The sequence below is a fragment of the Gordonia amicalis NBRC 100051 = JCM 11271 genome (assembly GCF_000332995.1).
GTDB lineage: Bacteria > Actinomycetota > Actinomycetes > Mycobacteriales > Mycobacteriaceae > Gordonia > Gordonia amicalis.
This window is the reverse complement of sequence record NZ_BANS01000016.1, coordinates 90369-105104: the sequence shown is the minus strand read 5'-3', so window position 1 is coordinate 105104 and position 14736 is coordinate 90369. Positions and strand designations below refer to the sequence as shown.

The window sequence follows — 14736 nt, the reverse complement described above, 5'->3', positions numbered from 1 at the left end:
ACGTTCCTCTTTCAGCGAATGACTCAGGTTGTTGCTCAACGGATGACGACGGGGTTCACCGGCGCACCGGTGCCGCTGACGACCTTGAGCGGAGCCGCGACGTAGAGGAAGCTCCAGCGGTTGTCGGCCGCGCACGCCTCGGCGAGCTCCTCGAGCCAGACGATCTCGGTGAACACGACACCCAGGTTGCGCATGAGGGCGTTGTGAAGAGGAAGTGCCACACCGGATTCCGGATCGGTGGTGACCTCGTTGGCGATGGTGTCGGTGACCAGGTTCGGGATTTCCTTGTCCTGGAACCACTGCACCAGCTCACGGGAGTAGGTCAGGCCGGGCTCGCAGAAGCCGTCGTAGAACTCCTCCGGGTTGTTCAGCTCGTACCAGTAGGTCAGCCATCCGGTGCGGATGATCAGGACGTCGTGCGGCTCGATGGTGACACCCTGTGCGGCAGCGGCGGCTTCGAGGTCGTTGTGGTCGAAGGTCTCACCCTTCTCCAGGTACTTCTTGCCGCGGTAGCGGGCCATGTCGATCAGCACGCCACGGCCGACGACACCCTTCTCGGCGATCGGCAGGACGGACGCCTTGTCCAGCGCGTCGACGGTGCTGCGGGCGTCGTAGCCGTTGTAGAGCTTGCCGTCGTACCAGACGTGACCGAGGGCGTCGTACTGCGTGGAGCCCTGCAGAAAGATGTTCGCGGTGTCGTCGGCGTAGTGCAGACCACCGGGGAACTGCGGCGCGCCTTCACCGTCCCACGACGACTCGTCGAGGATGTTGGTGCGGTTGATGCCCTCGCGGCCCGGCCACAGCGGGTCGCCGGGGCTCTCCTTGCGGCCCATCTCGATCTGCAGGGTGAAGGTCTCACCCGACTTGATGTGCCCGACACCGCGCAGCACCTCGCTCGCATCGAGGTAGTTCAGCGCGCCCACCTCGTCGTCGGGTCCCCACTTGCCCCAGTTCGACGGGGTGTCGGCACCCAGCAGGTCTCCCATGGACGGCGCAGCGATCTCGGTCATCTCATCTCCTTTGATTCGAACCTGAGCGGAACCGGGGGTTCCGGGTCGCGAACTGAAAGTTGCGGACTGAACTTTTCGAGCGATCGCTCGGGAAGTTCATTGTGACGAGCATCGCACCCGATCACACCGCCGTCAAGAGGCGAAACCCGTGATGTCTCAGGGTTTGTCAATGAAGAGAGGGAAAGCCCAGTACAGACGGTGAGTTCAGGAACACTGAACATTCACCCACCGGGGCGTGTCTCCCGGCATGCACGACGACGAGTTGGGGACACCTAGTGGCCGGAGTGGAAGCCCACCATGTCGAGCGCGAGACTCGCGTACTGACGGGCGATACGACGGCCCTGCACCGCGTCGGCGTCGTCGGTCCAGGTCGGAACGGCCATGCACATCGTGACGATGGCCTTGGTCGCCACCGACAGGTCCCCGGACCGGAACGAGCCGAGGTCGGCGGCGCGTCGAGCCGTATCGAGGAGGCGCCCCTCGATCTGCGCCATCGACGCCTGCAGGTGCGTCCGATTGGGTTCCTCGAGGCGGCGCAGCTCGGTCGCCAGGACCAGCGCCAGCGCGCGTCGCTCGACGTGGAACAGGGTCAGCGCCTCCACCATGTTCGCGAAGGCCGTCACCGCGTCGACGCCGTCACCGGCCGCGTCGAGGCGTTGCGCCAGGTCAGCGTGTGCAATGTTGACCAGTGCCACGAGCAGATGCTGTTTGCTCGGGTAGTGGTGGTAGATCCCGGCGACGCTGATGTCGGCTCCGGCGGCGATCAGTCGCATCGTCGCGCCGTGGTAGCCGAGTTCCTCGAAGACGTCGATCGCCGACTCCAGCACCGGGTCGAGCGTCAGCGGTGTGAACACACGCCAGTCCGCCGGGTCTCCCTCGGGGGCGGTGTTCGCCGATCCCGGTGGCTCGAGGAAACGGGCGACGGGCACGTCCAGGCACTGCGCGATCTCGCGCAGGCGGTCGACGGTGAGCCCGACCTTGCCGTTCTCGATGGCACTCATCGTCCCGACGCTCACCCCGATACCGGCCGCCAGTCCGCGCAGCGTCACGCCCGCCTGCTTGCGCAACTCGCGCACGGCGGCGCCGCTGTCGGTCACCGGTTGTTCGACCACGCTGAACAGCTTATGGGGAGCCGCCTGTTTTTCGTAGACTCGTCTCGTGGTCCACAACCTGTCGCTTCCCGCGCGTCACGCCGAACGCACCTACGCATGAACGCCTACGAGAGCCGTCCCTGGCTGGCCCACTACCCGTCCGGACTGTCCGAGCACCTCGATGTCGAATTCGGGTCCCCGCTCGACATGTTCGACGCGGCCCTCGCGGCGGCGCCGGACGGTCCGGCGATCCGCTACTTCGGCGCGACCCTCAGCTGGGCCGACCTCGACGCCGCATCCGACGCCCTCGCGCACGCTCTACAGGCACACGGTTTCGCGACCGGCGACCGGTTGGGCATCGCCGTGCAGAACGGACCGTCGATCGTCCTCGGGCTTCTCGCGGCCTGGAAGACGGGTGGCGTCGCCGCGCTCATCAGTCCGATGTACAAGCGTTCCGAGTTCCGTAGGGCGCTGGACGATTTCACGCCGAGCGCGCTGCTCGTCCTCGACAACCTGCATGCGGAGGTGGCCGATGAGATCGCGGTGACCGGGTCCATCGGACTCGTCATCACCGTCTCCCCGCTCGACTTCGCCGGCAACGACGATATCCGGCGCGTGTTCGAGGTGTCCCGGGTACCGGCCGCCGCCGGGACCGTCGAACTCCTCGACCTGATCGCCACGGGTTCGCGCGAGGTGAGTCGGCACGTGCCCGCACCGGACGACGTCGCCGTACTGGCTCCGACGTCGGGCACCACCGGTCCGCCCAAGGGAGCCAAGCTGATGCACCGCAATCTCGCGTTCAGCGCGCAGGCATATCGCGACTGGACCGGTCTGGAGTCCGGCGAACCGATCCTGTGCATGTCGCCGGTCTTCCACGTCACCGGGCTGGTGGGCTCGGTGATGCTGGCGCTGTCCCTGCGATCGCCAGTCATCCTCACCCACCGTTTCGACGCCGGTCTGGTCCTCGACGCCGTGCGCGTCTGGCGTCCGGCCTTCTCCGTCGCCGCGATCACCGCGTACATCGCGCTCGCCGATCACCCCGACGCGTCGCCCGAGGCGTTCAGCTCACTCCGCCTCCGTTATTCGGGTGGCGCACCGGTACCACCCGAGGTCGCCGATCGGGTCGCCGAACGTCTCGGCGGGATGATCCACAACGTGTACGGCCAGACCGAGTCGACGTCGCCGACACACATGGTCCCGCCCGGTGTCCTCGCGCCGGTCGACCCCGAAACCGGTGCTCTCTCGGTGGGTCTGCCGATCTTCGACACGACGGCCCGGGTCGTCGACGAGAACGGGGACCCGGTGCCACCGGGGACGTTCGGTGAGATCGTCACGGCCGGACCGCAGATCGCCGCCGGCTACTGGGGCCAGGTCGACGATGGCGGCTCGGCACTGATGAACGGCGAGATGCGCACCGGCGACGTGGGATTCATGGACGCCGACGGCTGGTTCTACGTCATCGACCGCAGCAACGACCTGATCAACGCGTCCGGGTACAAGATCTGGCCGTTCGAGATCGAACAGGTGCTGCAATCACACCCGGCGGTACGCGAGACGGCGGTGGTCGGGATCCCCGACGACTACCGTGGCGAGTCGACGCGTGCCTACGTCGCCCTGCAACCGGGCGCGGAGGTCAGCGCGACCGAACTCATCGAGTTCTGCCGCAAACGGATGGCGGCGTACAAGTATCCGCGCGAGATCGAGATCGTCGGCGCCCTCCCGCGCAGCGCGACCGGCAAGGTGTTGCGCCGCGAGCTCCGCTGATCAGACTCGGCAGCCGAGCGCGGCCAAGGCCATCGCCGTGAGCAGACGCTGCAGTTGCGTCTCGTCGTAGTCGGGCAACCGCGGTGAGGAGTTCAGCAGGCCGAACGTCGCGTGCACGCGGACGCGGGCCTCGGCCCGGTCCATGGTGCGGCCCTCCCCCTCGTAGACGGCGATCACGACGTCGACCCAGCGTTCGACATATCGCCGCTGCAGCAGTCGGACCCGGTGATTGGCCTCGGGTGTCGTCGACGACAGGTCCCGGTCCTGGACCACGATCAGATCGGGTTTCGTGACGAGCACGTCGATGTGAAAACCGATGAGCGCCAACAACGTCTGGGACGGCGGTCCACCGCGGTCGACGACCTCGGCGCCGCCGTCGTGCAGCCGTTGACTGATGTCGACGAGCATCTCGTCCAGTAGTTCGGTCTTGGACGAGAAGTGCCGGTACATGGCGGGCCCGCTCACCCCGACCGCGCGCCCGATGTCCTCTAGACGCACCCCGGCGAATCCGCGTTCGGCCATCTGCCGGGCCGCCGCGGTGAGCAGCTCGGCGCGGCGGGCCGCCTTGGCCTGGGTGCGACGCGTCGGCGGGCGGGGGTCGTCCCCCGCCTCGACCGGAGGTGTGTCACTCGTTGCGGACATGGTGATCCGCACTCTACTCACCAGCCGTCGATGTGAAGCACCGAGTCGAGGGGCTTGCGCGGAGCCGGCTTGAAGTCGGTGCCCGTGTAGTAGGCCACCGGCAGCAGGACGCCCTGGTGGATGCCCGCCGGGATGCCGAGCAATTCGGCGATCTCCTTCTCGTGGGCGAGGTGCAGCGTGGTCCACGCCGAGCCCAGGCCGCGGGCGCGCAGGGCGAGCTGCAGGCTCCAGGCGCCGGGCAGCAGCGAGCCCCAGACGCCGGCCTGGTTGCCCTCGGGCAGGTCACCGCCGGTGTAGATGGCACCCATGACCAGCACCGGAACCTGACCCATCGTGTCGGCGAGGTATTGCGCGCTCGACGCGACCCGCTTGCCGGTCTCGTCGCGCGGCTGCTGGGCGGCGTAGTAGTGGGAGAAGGACTGCGCGTAGTAGTCGGCGACCTTCTGCTTGAGCTCAGGGTCGGTCAGCACGATCCAGTGCCAGGTCTGGCTGTTGCTCCCGGTCGGCGCCTGCAATGCGACCTCGAGCGCCTCCTTGACCACGTCGAGGGGGACGGGGCGGTCGTAGTCGAGGCGTTTGCGCACCGAGCGCGTCGTCGTGAGCAGCTGGTCGGGATCCAGGGGCAGGAGTTCGGTCATGTCCCCCATCTTCCACACGATGGGCAACGGGCACCACCGGCCGTGTTCACCCACACCGTCATCCGGTGCGCATCGCTGTTCACGCGATGGCCGATCCCAGCGCAGCCCCGGCCACAAGGGCGGGTATCGAGATGATGGCTCCGGCACCCGCCGCGAGGAGGCCTGTTCCGACGCGTCGGACGGTACGCGTACCTCGAACCGGCGTCGCGCTCAGCGCGACGAGGGCTATACCCGCGAGTGGTGGCGTGACGATCAACCACACCGCTTCCCGCGGGGCCAATCCGGTGTAGGGCAAGGACATCAGGAACAGGCCGATCACCACCGCACCGAATGACTCCGGTCCGAACCAGTCGTCACGGCGATACTTCGACTGCGCGGCCGTCACCCGGCCACCAGCCCCACGTATCCCACGAGAAGTCCTGCGACCGCCACACCGCAAGCGGCTCCAGAACTCCGGGGAGTCCGGCGTAATCCCAGCAGGCAGGCAATCACGATCAGAGCACCGACCGCGATACCGAACATCCAGCCTGAGGACGCATCCGACGACGAGTCAACAAGATCGGCGACGCCTGCGAACGCCACGAAGACGAAGATCGACGCGGCCATCGAGACGGGCGTGGCCAGGGTCGCAGTCTGCCAGAACCGGGGATCTGCCAGGAGTCCGGAGAGTTTCATCGGCCGTGACACTATCGCACCACGACCACTGTGGGCGGATCGTCCGGGTCCCCGAGATCCGTCGGTCTGTTCCGTTCCCAGTCCGGGTCGTCGAAGTCGGCTTTGAAGGGCTCCATCATGGCTTTCCCCCCGCCGACTTCGTGAAATCCCGGCAAGTTGAGCAACGGGCCCGCCGGACCGCCGGAGTCGGCCGCATCGATCAGAACCGGTCGGCACTTTCCGGCCGAATTGTCTTGGTAGATCTCCACTGACGGATAATCGGTGATCTCGCCACCCGCAATGATCCGAGAGGTCCCGGGGTTGCCGCTCGTCGGCTGGAGGACGATGGTGCCGTTGACCGTGTGTCCCGTGATCGAGGAACCTGGCGGCGCGAATGGATTCACAGCATCGTATTGGATCATGACCGAACCGTCGGGGCGCTGCTGCGCGATGACGTCGGGTTCACCGACCCGAACCTCTCCGGTGGTATCCACCGAAGGATTCTGGCGTGTGATGATCAGGCCGTTCTCATAGTCCACGTACGTGACCACCCGTGCGTGTTCCGGATCGAAGTCCGGGTCCTCTGCTCGATTGTCACCGAGGTCGTAGACCGGAACGTTGAACACTTCGGCTGCAGGTATGTAGAAAGCCGCGCGGACGACGCCCTGCCCCGGGACCGGCTCGATGCGCGCCACTTTGATTGCAGGTCCGACACCCTGATACTTGGGATCGAAACTTCGCGGATTCAGTGCTTCTGCGGTCTTCCAGTCGACCGAACTCGAAGGGTCGCGCCCAAATATCCGTTCGAATGCTGCCGCAGACGCGCGTAACCGATCGGGGTCCGCGCGGGAGCTCTGACGCTTCGAATCTTCGATCACCGCAAGAGCAGATGCGAGTGTTTCTTCCGGTGCCATCGTCGAGAGGGTCTGGTTCGCCTCGGCAATTCTGGCCCCCCAGGTCTCGTCGGCATCGCCGAGCGTCGAAACCAAACCCCCCAATCGACTCAGCTGATGTCCTGCTTCGGAGTTCCAGTCATCGACACCGTCCACCACCCACGAATCGGACAGGGCCACCGGGGGAACGACGTAATTCTGAATGATAGATCTGATCTCCGATATCGGATGCGACATCGCCGCGAGCGTGCCTGCGGTCGTGGAGGAAAGAGCGTCGTAAGCAGCCGCCACCTCAGCTATCTGCTCCCGCTCACGTTCGGCCCTGTCTTCGGCCGCTGTCCGCGCATCCCCTCTCCAGGCCAGCTCATAAATGGTGTCTCGCATGGTTTTCGACGTTCCGACCAACGCGTCGGCAATCTCCGCGGCTCGAGTGGACACGTCTCGCAAGCCGTCGATCTTCCAACCCAGCACCTCGCCCGGTGTGACCATAGACAGCTACCGTCTACCGCCGGGGTTGATATCGGGTACGCCCGCGATGCGCACGGCCGCTTCCGCATCAGAGTCGACATACGTCTCCGCCGACAAGGACAGAAGGCCTGCACATTGGTCGTACCTCGCTTTGATGACCCGCTTGGCACGCGTACTCGCCACATTCGACTCACCGAGAGCACCCCCAACGCTGCTCCCAGGCAACTGGGCTGAGACCTCGGCAGCACCGAGGAACGGAGCCGAGTCGATATCCGCAGACAGCTGAGCCAACGTTCCGGATGCCGCCCTCAGGCTGTCCGGATTCACTTCAACAGACAAGTCTCCCCCTCACCACATCCGAGGCCATGAAGATTACCTCCGAGGGAATTGAGGCCGTTGGTTCAGTCCACAGCTGTGCAACGTTCCCTACCCCAGCACCCCGTGCTTGCGGAGGTGTGTGATCAGTCCCCGCGTCACCGGCAACTCGGCCAGCTCGTCGGCGGTGAACCATCCGGCGTCAGCGGCGTCGTCGCCGGCACACAGTGTCCCGGAGACGATCCGCGCGGCGAAGTCATGGACTTCGAACACCACGTCGTCGGGCCCGGGGATGTCGACGGTCCACAGCAGCTCCCCCACTTCGACGCGAAAGCCGGTTTCCTCCACCATCTCCCGGACGACGGCGGCTTCGATCGACTCGCCTGGCTCGACCTTCCCGCCCGGGATCGTCCACTTCCCGGCCTGCGGCGGGTTCCGCCGCTTTATGAGCAGGACCCGACCCTCGTCGTCGGTGAGTACCGCTCCGACTGCGACGATGCGCCTGGTCATCGCGCGTCCGCCGCGGGTACCCGGGTGCGCGCTCGTGGATCCGGCGTCGGCGAACTCGCCAGATACCGGCCGATCGCCTCGCGGATCCCGGCCGCATCGGAGTCGGCGTCGACGATGACGTCGACCATCCCCTGCGCTGCGAGCCGTCCGGCGAGAATGCCCTGGCGCGCGGCCATCTCGTCGGCATGATCGAGGTCGCGATGGACGATCAGGCTGGCTCCTTCCGGTGGTAACGGCGACAGCCACGCGTCGGCACGTGCGACGCGCAAATCCGCCGGAAACAGCGCCAGTGCCGCTCCGCCGGCGCCCTGGCCGAGCATCACCGAGACAGTCGGTACCGGAACCTTGATCAATTCGACTGTGCAGCGCGCGATCTGGGCGGCCAGCCCACCCTCCTCGGCGACCACCGACAGTTCCGCACCTGGCGTGTCGATGATGGTGACGATCGGGATCGAGAGGTCTCCGGCGGCCATGATCGCCCGACGCGCCTCCCGTAGATGTCGGGGACCGGGCAGTTCACCGTTCTCCTGGGACAGCCGGTCGTAGCCGACGACCAGCGCCACGTGGCCACCGAAACTGCTCAGCGCGAAGCGAAGTGGACCCGCATCGGAGAGCGCCGCCGAGTCACCCCGGGCAAGGAACTCGATGAGTCCCGCCCGCCTCGGCTCACGGGTGGCGAGGACACTCGCCCAGGCGTCTTCGGCATCGACGACCTGGCCCGGGGTCGGGCGCGGCGCATCAACCGTGTTCGACTGCTTCGGGCTCTCATGCAGCGCCAGCAGCCGCAGCACCGACGACAGACGTCCGGCCAGGGCCTCCGGCTCCACCACATCGTCGACGACCGTTGTGCGGACGAGGTTCTCGGCCGTCTGCACACCATCGGGGAACGGTTCGCCGTAGAGCCCCTCGTAGACGCGGGGCCCGAGAAACCCGACGAGGGCACCGGGTTGCGCCCAGGTGACGTGGCCGAGGGACCCCCAGGAGGCGAAAACCCCACCGGTCGTGGGATGCCGCAGGTAGACGAGGTAGGGGAGCCCGGCCGCCTTGTGCGCGGTGACGGCCCCGGTGATCGCGACCATCTGGAGGAACGCCGCGGTCCCCTCCTGCATGCGGGTGCCGCCCGATGCGGGCAACGCGATCAGAGGCAGCCCTTCACGGGTGGCCCGGCCGACCGCGTCGACGATGCGTGATCCGGCGTCGCGGCCGATGGACCCACCGAGAAAACCGAACTCGCTGAGGACGATCGCCGCACGACGGCCGCCGATCAGCCCGGTCCCCGTGATCACAGATTCGTCGGAACCGCTGCGCTCGCGGGCCCGCGCGAGGTCGGCGGCATAGGCACGGTCGTCGCCGTCGGAGGTGACCGCCGGACGGACGATCGAGGTGTCCCACGACTCCCACGACCCGTCGTCGACGATCATGTCCCGCAAGTCCACGGCCGACAGCCGTGCCCGTTCACCCATGCCTCACACCGTATCCCGCTCGTGCATCACGCCCCGGGAGAGAAGCGATGAATTCCGCTCACCGCCGGTGTCATACTTCTCGACAGCCCCACCTCGCTCTCAGGAGACACCATGGCCGACACCTTCACCTTCACCCGTTCGATCGTCGTCGACGCCCCGCCCGCCGCGATCCTCCCGTACCTGACCGACTTTCGGCAGTGGGTCCACTGGTCGCCCTGGGAGGGACTCGATCCGGACCTGCATCGGGAGTACTCGGGTGCCGAGTCGGGGGTCGGTGCGAAGTACGCGTGGTCCGGCAACAAGAAGGCCGGGCGCGGCGCCATGGAGATCACCCGCGTCGACGCACCGCGCGAGGTCGAGGTCCGACTCGACTTCGAGAAGCCGATGAAGGCCACCAACACCGTCACCTTCGAACTCGTCCCCCAGGGCGAGGCCACCCGGGTCACCTGGGTGATGGTCGGCAAGCAGACCCTGTTCAGCCGCGTCGGCGGCCTGTTCGGCTTCTTCGACAAGATGCTCGGCAAGGACTTCGAGAAGGGCCTGGCACAGCTGAAAGCGGTCAGCGAGAGTAGATGACCCGGGTGCGGAAGACGATGTCGGCGACCGAGCGACGCCGACGGTCGACGATCACCCACGCCAGACCGATGGCGAAGAACGTGCACAGCAGCGCCCGCAGCACCGCGACCGAGGGCCGGACGCGCACACCCTTGCCGTTGACCACCCGCAAGCCCATCACGACCGAGCCCAGCGTGCGGCCGGACACCTCCCAGCACGTGGCCAGATACAGCACCGAGGTGACCACGAAACCCGTTGTGGTGAAGAACAGATTGACCTCGGGGAAGTCGAACTCGCTGACTGAGATGACGAACTTCATCAGCGCGAGACCCATGTAGCACGCACCCAGGATCGTCCAGACCACGAGCAGGTCGAGGAAGGCCGCGATACCGCGACTCACGATCCCGGCGTTCTTGTCCCGGTCCTGCACGGCGTGCGCACGATGCACCACCGGGTGGTCCGGTGTGGGTTCGGCCGTCATCCGCCCCCACCGTCCCGTCCGTGTTCGTCCACGGTCTCGGCGGCGCGCCGGCGCAGGAATCGGTTGACCGCGTTGGCGACCGCGTCGTCGGCGCGTTCGCTGGTGCTGCGCACGTCTGTCATCACGTCGGCGGTGACCGAGGTGCTGGCCTCGCGGATGATGTCGGGGAGGTCGACGCCGTCGATGATCTCCTCGGCCAGCTCGACGAGGTCGACACGGTCGAGGACCGCATCGATGTCGAGTTTGGCGGCCACCGCGTCGAGGTCGACCTTCCCGATCACCTCGTCGAGGTCGACCAGGCCGATCGCCTTCATCAGATCCACCTGCGCGACAGCACGATCGAGGTCGACGGTCTCGATCACGGCGTCGAGGTCTATGACCGCGAGGACCTCGGCGATGAGCCGCTCGAGATCGACGTGGTTGAGCATGAGATCGGTGAGGTCCACCTCTTCGGTGAGCACCTCGACGACCTCGCGGATGACCGCGCCGAGGATCGACCGCGTCGTCGTGGCGACCCACACGATGGTGTCGCCGACGAACTGCTGCGCCCTGGTGCGTACCGCACCGATGACTCCGCCCGCGACGGGCAGACGCTCGGCGACGTCGACGACGACACCGGCGAAATGCAGCGACTCCCTCATCAATTGGGATGTCGCACCGCCCCGCGGCTCTGGGTTCACCGCCGAATTATCGCACGCGGGGATCGGCGCGGACCGTCGCAATCGTGTCACGTCGCGGGTCGTGTAACGACGCCGCTTCACGATCGATATGGAGCTCGAGGCCCGTCGAGACAAGTGCGCGTCATGATGATGAGTGGTCCTATGAGAGGTTTGTTCGACGATGCCCGAATCCGTCCCACGCTCGACACCGCAAGCTCGATGGCTGATCGCGGCCGGCCCCGTCGCGGCCTTCGCACTCGCCGCCGCCGGCTGCGGGCTCACCGAACCGGTGGCCGCGACACCACCGACGCCCGAGACGACCTCAGCCGTCGCGACCACCGAGGAGCCCCTGCCGACCCCCTCGCCCGTGATCACCGTGGCCTCGGTACCGGCCGCGGACAACGCCCTGAAGACCCTGAGCACCCTGGCCGTCAAGGGACGCGCACCCAAGACCGGGTACGACCGCGACCTGTTCGGGCAGGCCTGGTCCGATGACGTCACCGTCGACGGCGGACACAATGGTTGCGACACCCGCAACGACATCCTGCGCCGCGACCTGACCGACATCACCCTCAAGCCGGGGTCCAACGGATGTGCCGTCCTGTCGGGCACGCTCGATGACCCGTACACCGGCACGACGATCCGGTTCGTCCGCGGCCAGGACACGTCCTCGGCGGTCCAGATCGATCACGTCGTCGCGCTCTCCGACGCGTGGCAGAAAGGTGCGCAGCAACTCTCCCCGCAGCAGCGCGCCGACTTCGCCAACGATCCACGCAACCTACAGGCCGTCGACGGTCCGACGAACCAGAAGAAGGGGGACGGCGACGCCGCCACCTGGCTGCCGCCCGAGAAGGGCTACCGGTGTACCTACGTGGCCCGCCAGGTCGAGGTGAAGGCCGCCTACCGGCTCTGGGTGACCCAGGCCGAGAAGGACGCGATCACCCGCGTGCTGGTCGGTTGCGGGGCAACCGCTCCGGCGCCGGCACCGGCGCCGGCCACCACCGAACGCACCGAGACGCGCACCTCCACCGCGACCCCTCTCCCCGAGGCGACCTACACACCGCCACGGCTTTACGCCCCCGAGGCACCCGCCCCCGACGCGCCCTCGGCCTACTACGCGAACTGCTCGGCGGCACGAGCGGCGGGGGCCGCCCCGCTGTACGCCGGACAGCCCGGCTACCGCGCCAAGCTCGACCGAGACGGCGACGGCGTCGCCTGCGAGTAGTAACCCCGATCCGAGCGCACGAAAAAACCCGAGCGGGATGACTCCCGCTCGGGTTCTTCGTGTCGAGACGACTTACAGGGCCTCGTAGAGCTCCCGTGCCAGCGCGGCGGTCTCGGACGGCGTCTTGCCGACCTTCACGCCCGCGGCCTCGAGGGCCTCCTTCTTCGCCTGTGCGGTGCCGGAGCTACCTGACACGATCGCACCGGCGTGACCCATGGTCTTGCCCTCCGGCGCGGTGAAGCCCGCGACGTAGCCGACGACCGGCTTGGAGACGTTGGCCTTGATGTAGTCGGCGGCGCGCTCCTCGGCGTCGCCACCGATCTCGCCGATCATCACGATCAGCTTGGTCTCGGGATCCTTCTCGAACGCCTCGATGGCGTCGATGTGGGTGGTGCCGATGACCGGGTCGCCGCCGATACCGATGGCGGTCGAGAAGCCGAGGTCGCGCAGCTCGTACATCATCTGGTAGGTCAGGGTGCCCGACTTGGAGACCAGACCGATCGGCCCCTTGCCGGTGATGTTGTTCGGCGTGATGCCGACCAGCGCCTCACCCGGGGTGATGATGCCGGGGCAGTTCGGGCCGATGATGCGGGTCTTGGCGCCCTTCTCCACGTTGTAGGCCCACGCGTAGGCGCTGTCCTGCACCGGGATGCCCTCGGTGATGACGACCAGCAGCGGGATCTCCGCGTCGATCGCCTCGATGATGGCGTCCTTGGAGAACTTCGGCGGCACGAAGGCGATCGAGGTGTCGGCCCCGGTCTCCTTGATGGCCTCTTCGACGGAGGCGAACACCGGCAGTTCGATGTTGTTGCCGTCGGCGTCGACGTGCGACACCGTGGTGCCGGCCTTGCGCGCGTTCACGCCGCCGACGACGTTGGTGCCGGCCTTGAGCATCAGAGCGGTGTGCTTGGTGCCCTCACCGCCGGTGATGCCCTGGACGATGACCTTGTTGTCTTTGTTCAGAAAGATCGACATTTTCCGGGCTCCCTTACTTGCTCGCCAGCTCGGCGGCCTTGTCGGCGCCCGAGTCCATGGTTTCGGCGAGCGTGACCAGCGGGTGGTTCGCATCGGCCAGGATCTTGCGGCCCTCGTCGACCTTGTTGCCGTCGAGGCGGACGACGAGAGGCTTGTTGGCCTCCGAACCCAGCTTCTCGAGAGCTCCGACGATGCCGTTGGCGACCGCGTCGCAGGCGGTGATGCCGCCGAAGACGTTCACGAAGACGCTCTTGACCTGCTCGTCGTTGAGAATGACGTCCAGGCCGGCAGCCATGACCTCCGCGGAGGCACCGCCGCCGATGTCGAGGAAGTTGGCCGGCTTCACACCGTTGTGCTTCTCACCGGCGTAAGCGACGACGTCGAGGGTCGACATGACCAGACCCGCACCGTTGCCGATGATGCCGACCTCGCCGTCGAGCTTGACGTAGTTGAGGTCGTTCTCCTTGGCCTTGAGCTCCAGGGGATCGGTGGCGTCGCGGTCCTCGAACTCCTCGTGGCCGGGCTGACGGAAGTCGGCGTTGGCGTCGAGGGTGACCTTGCCGTCGAGGGCCAGGATCTGATCGTCAGGGGTGCGGACGAGGGGGTTGACCTCGACGAGGAGAGCGTCTTCCTTGACGAAGACCTCCCACAGCTTCGCGATGGTGACCGCGGCTGCGTCGAGGACCTCGGCAGGCAGGTGGCCCTGCTCGGCGATGGAGCGGGCGGTCTCCAGGTCGACACCCTTCACGGCGTCGACGGCGACCTTGGCGAGGCGCTCGGGCTTGGTCGCGGCGACCTCTTCGATCTCCATGCCGCCCTCGACCGAGCACATGGCCAGGTAGGTGCGGTTGGCACGATCGAGGAGGAAAGAGATGTAGTACTCCTCCGCGATGTCACTGGCCTCGGCGACCAGCAACTTCTTGACGATGTGACCCTTGATGTCGAGACCAAGGATGTTGGAGGCGTGGGACTGCGCGTCGTCCGGGGTCGCGGCGTACTTCACGCCGCCGGCCTTGCCACGTCCGCCGGTCTTGACCTGCGCCTTGATCATCACAGGCTTGCCGATTTCCTCGGCGATCGCCCGCGCGTCGGCGGCATCATCGGTCACCCGACCGGGTGTGGTGGGAACCCCGTGCTTGGCGAACAGTTCCTTCGCCTGGTATTCGAAGAGATCCATTCAGCTCACCATCTCGTAGATTTGCCCGCTTAAGGGTGTAACGCGGGCCATATCGGACTCTAAACCCGTACTGGATCGCCCTTTAGCGCGCACCCTGCCCTTGTGCGACAGATCACTCGCTCGGTCCGAACTTACTCCCGGGTACGTCGCGATACGTCTCACCTGGCACATCTGCCGTCCCCCAGACCCGACGGGGCACGCCTTTCGCACACAGTG

Annotated in this window: 16 protein-coding genes; 3 read left to right on the top strand and 13 right to left on the bottom strand. The window is 66.7% G+C overall.

Annotated features, from left to right (window positions below; all coding sequences use genetic code 11):
* Positions 1 to 35 precede the first annotated feature (35 nt).
* Complete coding sequence (locus GOAMI_RS08920) at positions 36 to 1010, bottom strand: cyclase family protein (protein WP_006436147.1); 975 nt, start codon at positions 1008 to 1010, stop codon at positions 36 to 38.
* 272 nt (positions 1011 to 1282) lie between these two features.
* The gene (locus tag GOAMI_RS08915) at positions 1283 to 2122 is read right to left on the bottom strand and encodes a TetR-type transcription factor C-terminal domain-containing protein (protein ID WP_024499986.1); all 840 of its coding nucleotides are present in this window, start codon (positions 2120 to 2122) and stop codon (positions 1283 to 1285) included.
* Positions 2123 to 2218: 96 nt separating this feature from the next.
* Between GOAMI_RS08915 and GOAMI_RS08910 the strand changes: the two genes are divergently transcribed.
* Positions 2219 to 3865 carry a class I adenylate-forming enzyme family protein gene (locus tag GOAMI_RS08910; protein WP_006436145.1) on the top strand — a complete coding sequence of 549 codons (1647 nt, stop codon included), beginning with the start codon at positions 2219 to 2221 and terminating at the stop codon, positions 3863 to 3865.
* Here GOAMI_RS08910 and GOAMI_RS08905 read toward each other — a convergent pair whose 3' ends face one another.
* From GOAMI_RS08905 to GOAMI_RS08875, 7 genes are all read right to left on the bottom strand, one after another.
* Entirely contained in the window at positions 3866 to 4507 is a 642-nt protein-coding gene (locus GOAMI_RS08905; RefSeq protein ID WP_006436144.1) for a TetR/AcrR family transcriptional regulator, read from the bottom strand.
* Positions 4508 to 4524: 17 nt separating this feature from the next.
* Positions 4525 to 5145, bottom strand: a complete 621-nt coding sequence (locus GOAMI_RS08900) for a nitroreductase family protein (protein ID WP_024499985.1) — start codon at positions 5143 to 5145, stop codon at positions 4525 to 4527.
* A 79-nt stretch (positions 5146 to 5224) separates the two neighbouring features.
* The gene (locus tag GOAMI_RS08895; protein ID WP_006436142.1) at positions 5225 to 5530 is read right to left on the bottom strand and encodes a hypothetical protein; all 306 of its coding nucleotides are present in this window, start codon (positions 5528 to 5530) and stop codon (positions 5225 to 5227) included.
* Positions 5527 to 5820, bottom strand: a complete 294-nt coding sequence (locus GOAMI_RS08890) for a hypothetical protein (RefSeq protein ID WP_006436141.1) — start codon at positions 5818 to 5820, stop codon at positions 5527 to 5529. The genes GOAMI_RS08895 and GOAMI_RS08890 overlap by 4 nt, the downstream gene beginning before the upstream one ends.
* Positions 5821 to 5831: 11 nt before the next feature.
* Positions 5832 to 7181, bottom strand: coding sequence for a WXG100 family type VII secretion target (locus GOAMI_RS08885; RefSeq protein WP_006436140.1), 1350 nt, complete (start codon positions 7179 to 7181; stop codon positions 5832 to 5834).
* Positions 7182 to 7586: 405 nt separating this feature from the next.
* The gene (locus GOAMI_RS08880; protein WP_006436138.1) at positions 7587 to 7985 is read right to left on the bottom strand and encodes an NUDIX hydrolase; all 399 of its coding nucleotides are present in this window, start codon (positions 7983 to 7985) and stop codon (positions 7587 to 7589) included.
* Positions 7982 to 9448, bottom strand: a complete 1467-nt coding sequence (locus GOAMI_RS08875) for a carboxyl transferase domain-containing protein (protein WP_006436137.1) — start codon at positions 9446 to 9448, stop codon at positions 7982 to 7984. Before GOAMI_RS08875 ends, GOAMI_RS08880 begins: the two co-directional genes overlap by 4 nt.
* A gap of 111 nt (positions 9449 to 9559) precedes the next feature.
* Here GOAMI_RS08875 and GOAMI_RS08870 point away from each other — a divergent pair, with 111 nt between their 5' ends.
* Complete coding sequence (locus tag GOAMI_RS08870; RefSeq protein WP_006436136.1) at positions 9560 to 10024, top strand: SRPBCC family protein; 465 nt, start codon at positions 9560 to 9562, stop codon at positions 10022 to 10024.
* Here GOAMI_RS08870 and GOAMI_RS08865 read toward each other — a convergent pair.
* Positions 10008 to 10484, bottom strand: coding sequence for an RDD family protein (locus GOAMI_RS08865; protein ID WP_006436135.1), 477 nt, complete (start codon positions 10482 to 10484; stop codon positions 10008 to 10010). The genes GOAMI_RS08870 and GOAMI_RS08865 overlap by 17 nt on opposite strands.
* Positions 10481 to 11125 carry a hypothetical protein gene (locus GOAMI_RS08860; protein ID WP_006436134.1) on the bottom strand — a complete coding sequence of 215 codons (645 nt, stop codon included), beginning with the start codon at positions 11123 to 11125 and terminating at the stop codon, positions 10481 to 10483. Before GOAMI_RS08860 ends, GOAMI_RS08865 begins: the two co-directional genes overlap by 4 nt.
* 199 nt (positions 11126 to 11324) lie before the next feature.
* Between GOAMI_RS08860 and GOAMI_RS08855 the strand changes: the two genes are divergently transcribed.
* The gene (locus GOAMI_RS08855; protein WP_006436133.1) at positions 11325 to 12368 is read left to right on the top strand and encodes a GmrSD restriction endonuclease domain-containing protein; all 1044 of its coding nucleotides are present in this window, start codon (positions 11325 to 11327) and stop codon (positions 12366 to 12368) included.
* 72 nt (positions 12369 to 12440) lie between these two features.
* Here the strand turns inward: GOAMI_RS08855 and sucD are convergent, their stop codons facing one another.
* Both sucD and sucC read right to left on the bottom strand, forming a co-directional pair.
* Positions 12441 to 13343, bottom strand: a complete 903-nt coding sequence (gene sucD, locus GOAMI_RS08850; RefSeq protein WP_006436132.1) for a succinate--CoA ligase subunit alpha — start codon at positions 13341 to 13343, stop codon at positions 12441 to 12443.
* Between the two features lie 13 nt (positions 13344 to 13356).
* The gene (gene sucC, locus GOAMI_RS08845) at positions 13357 to 14520 is read right to left on the bottom strand and encodes an ADP-forming succinate--CoA ligase subunit beta (RefSeq protein WP_006436131.1); all 1164 of its coding nucleotides are present in this window, start codon (positions 14518 to 14520) and stop codon (positions 13357 to 13359) included.
* Between the last annotated feature and the right edge of the window lie 216 nt (positions 14521 to 14736).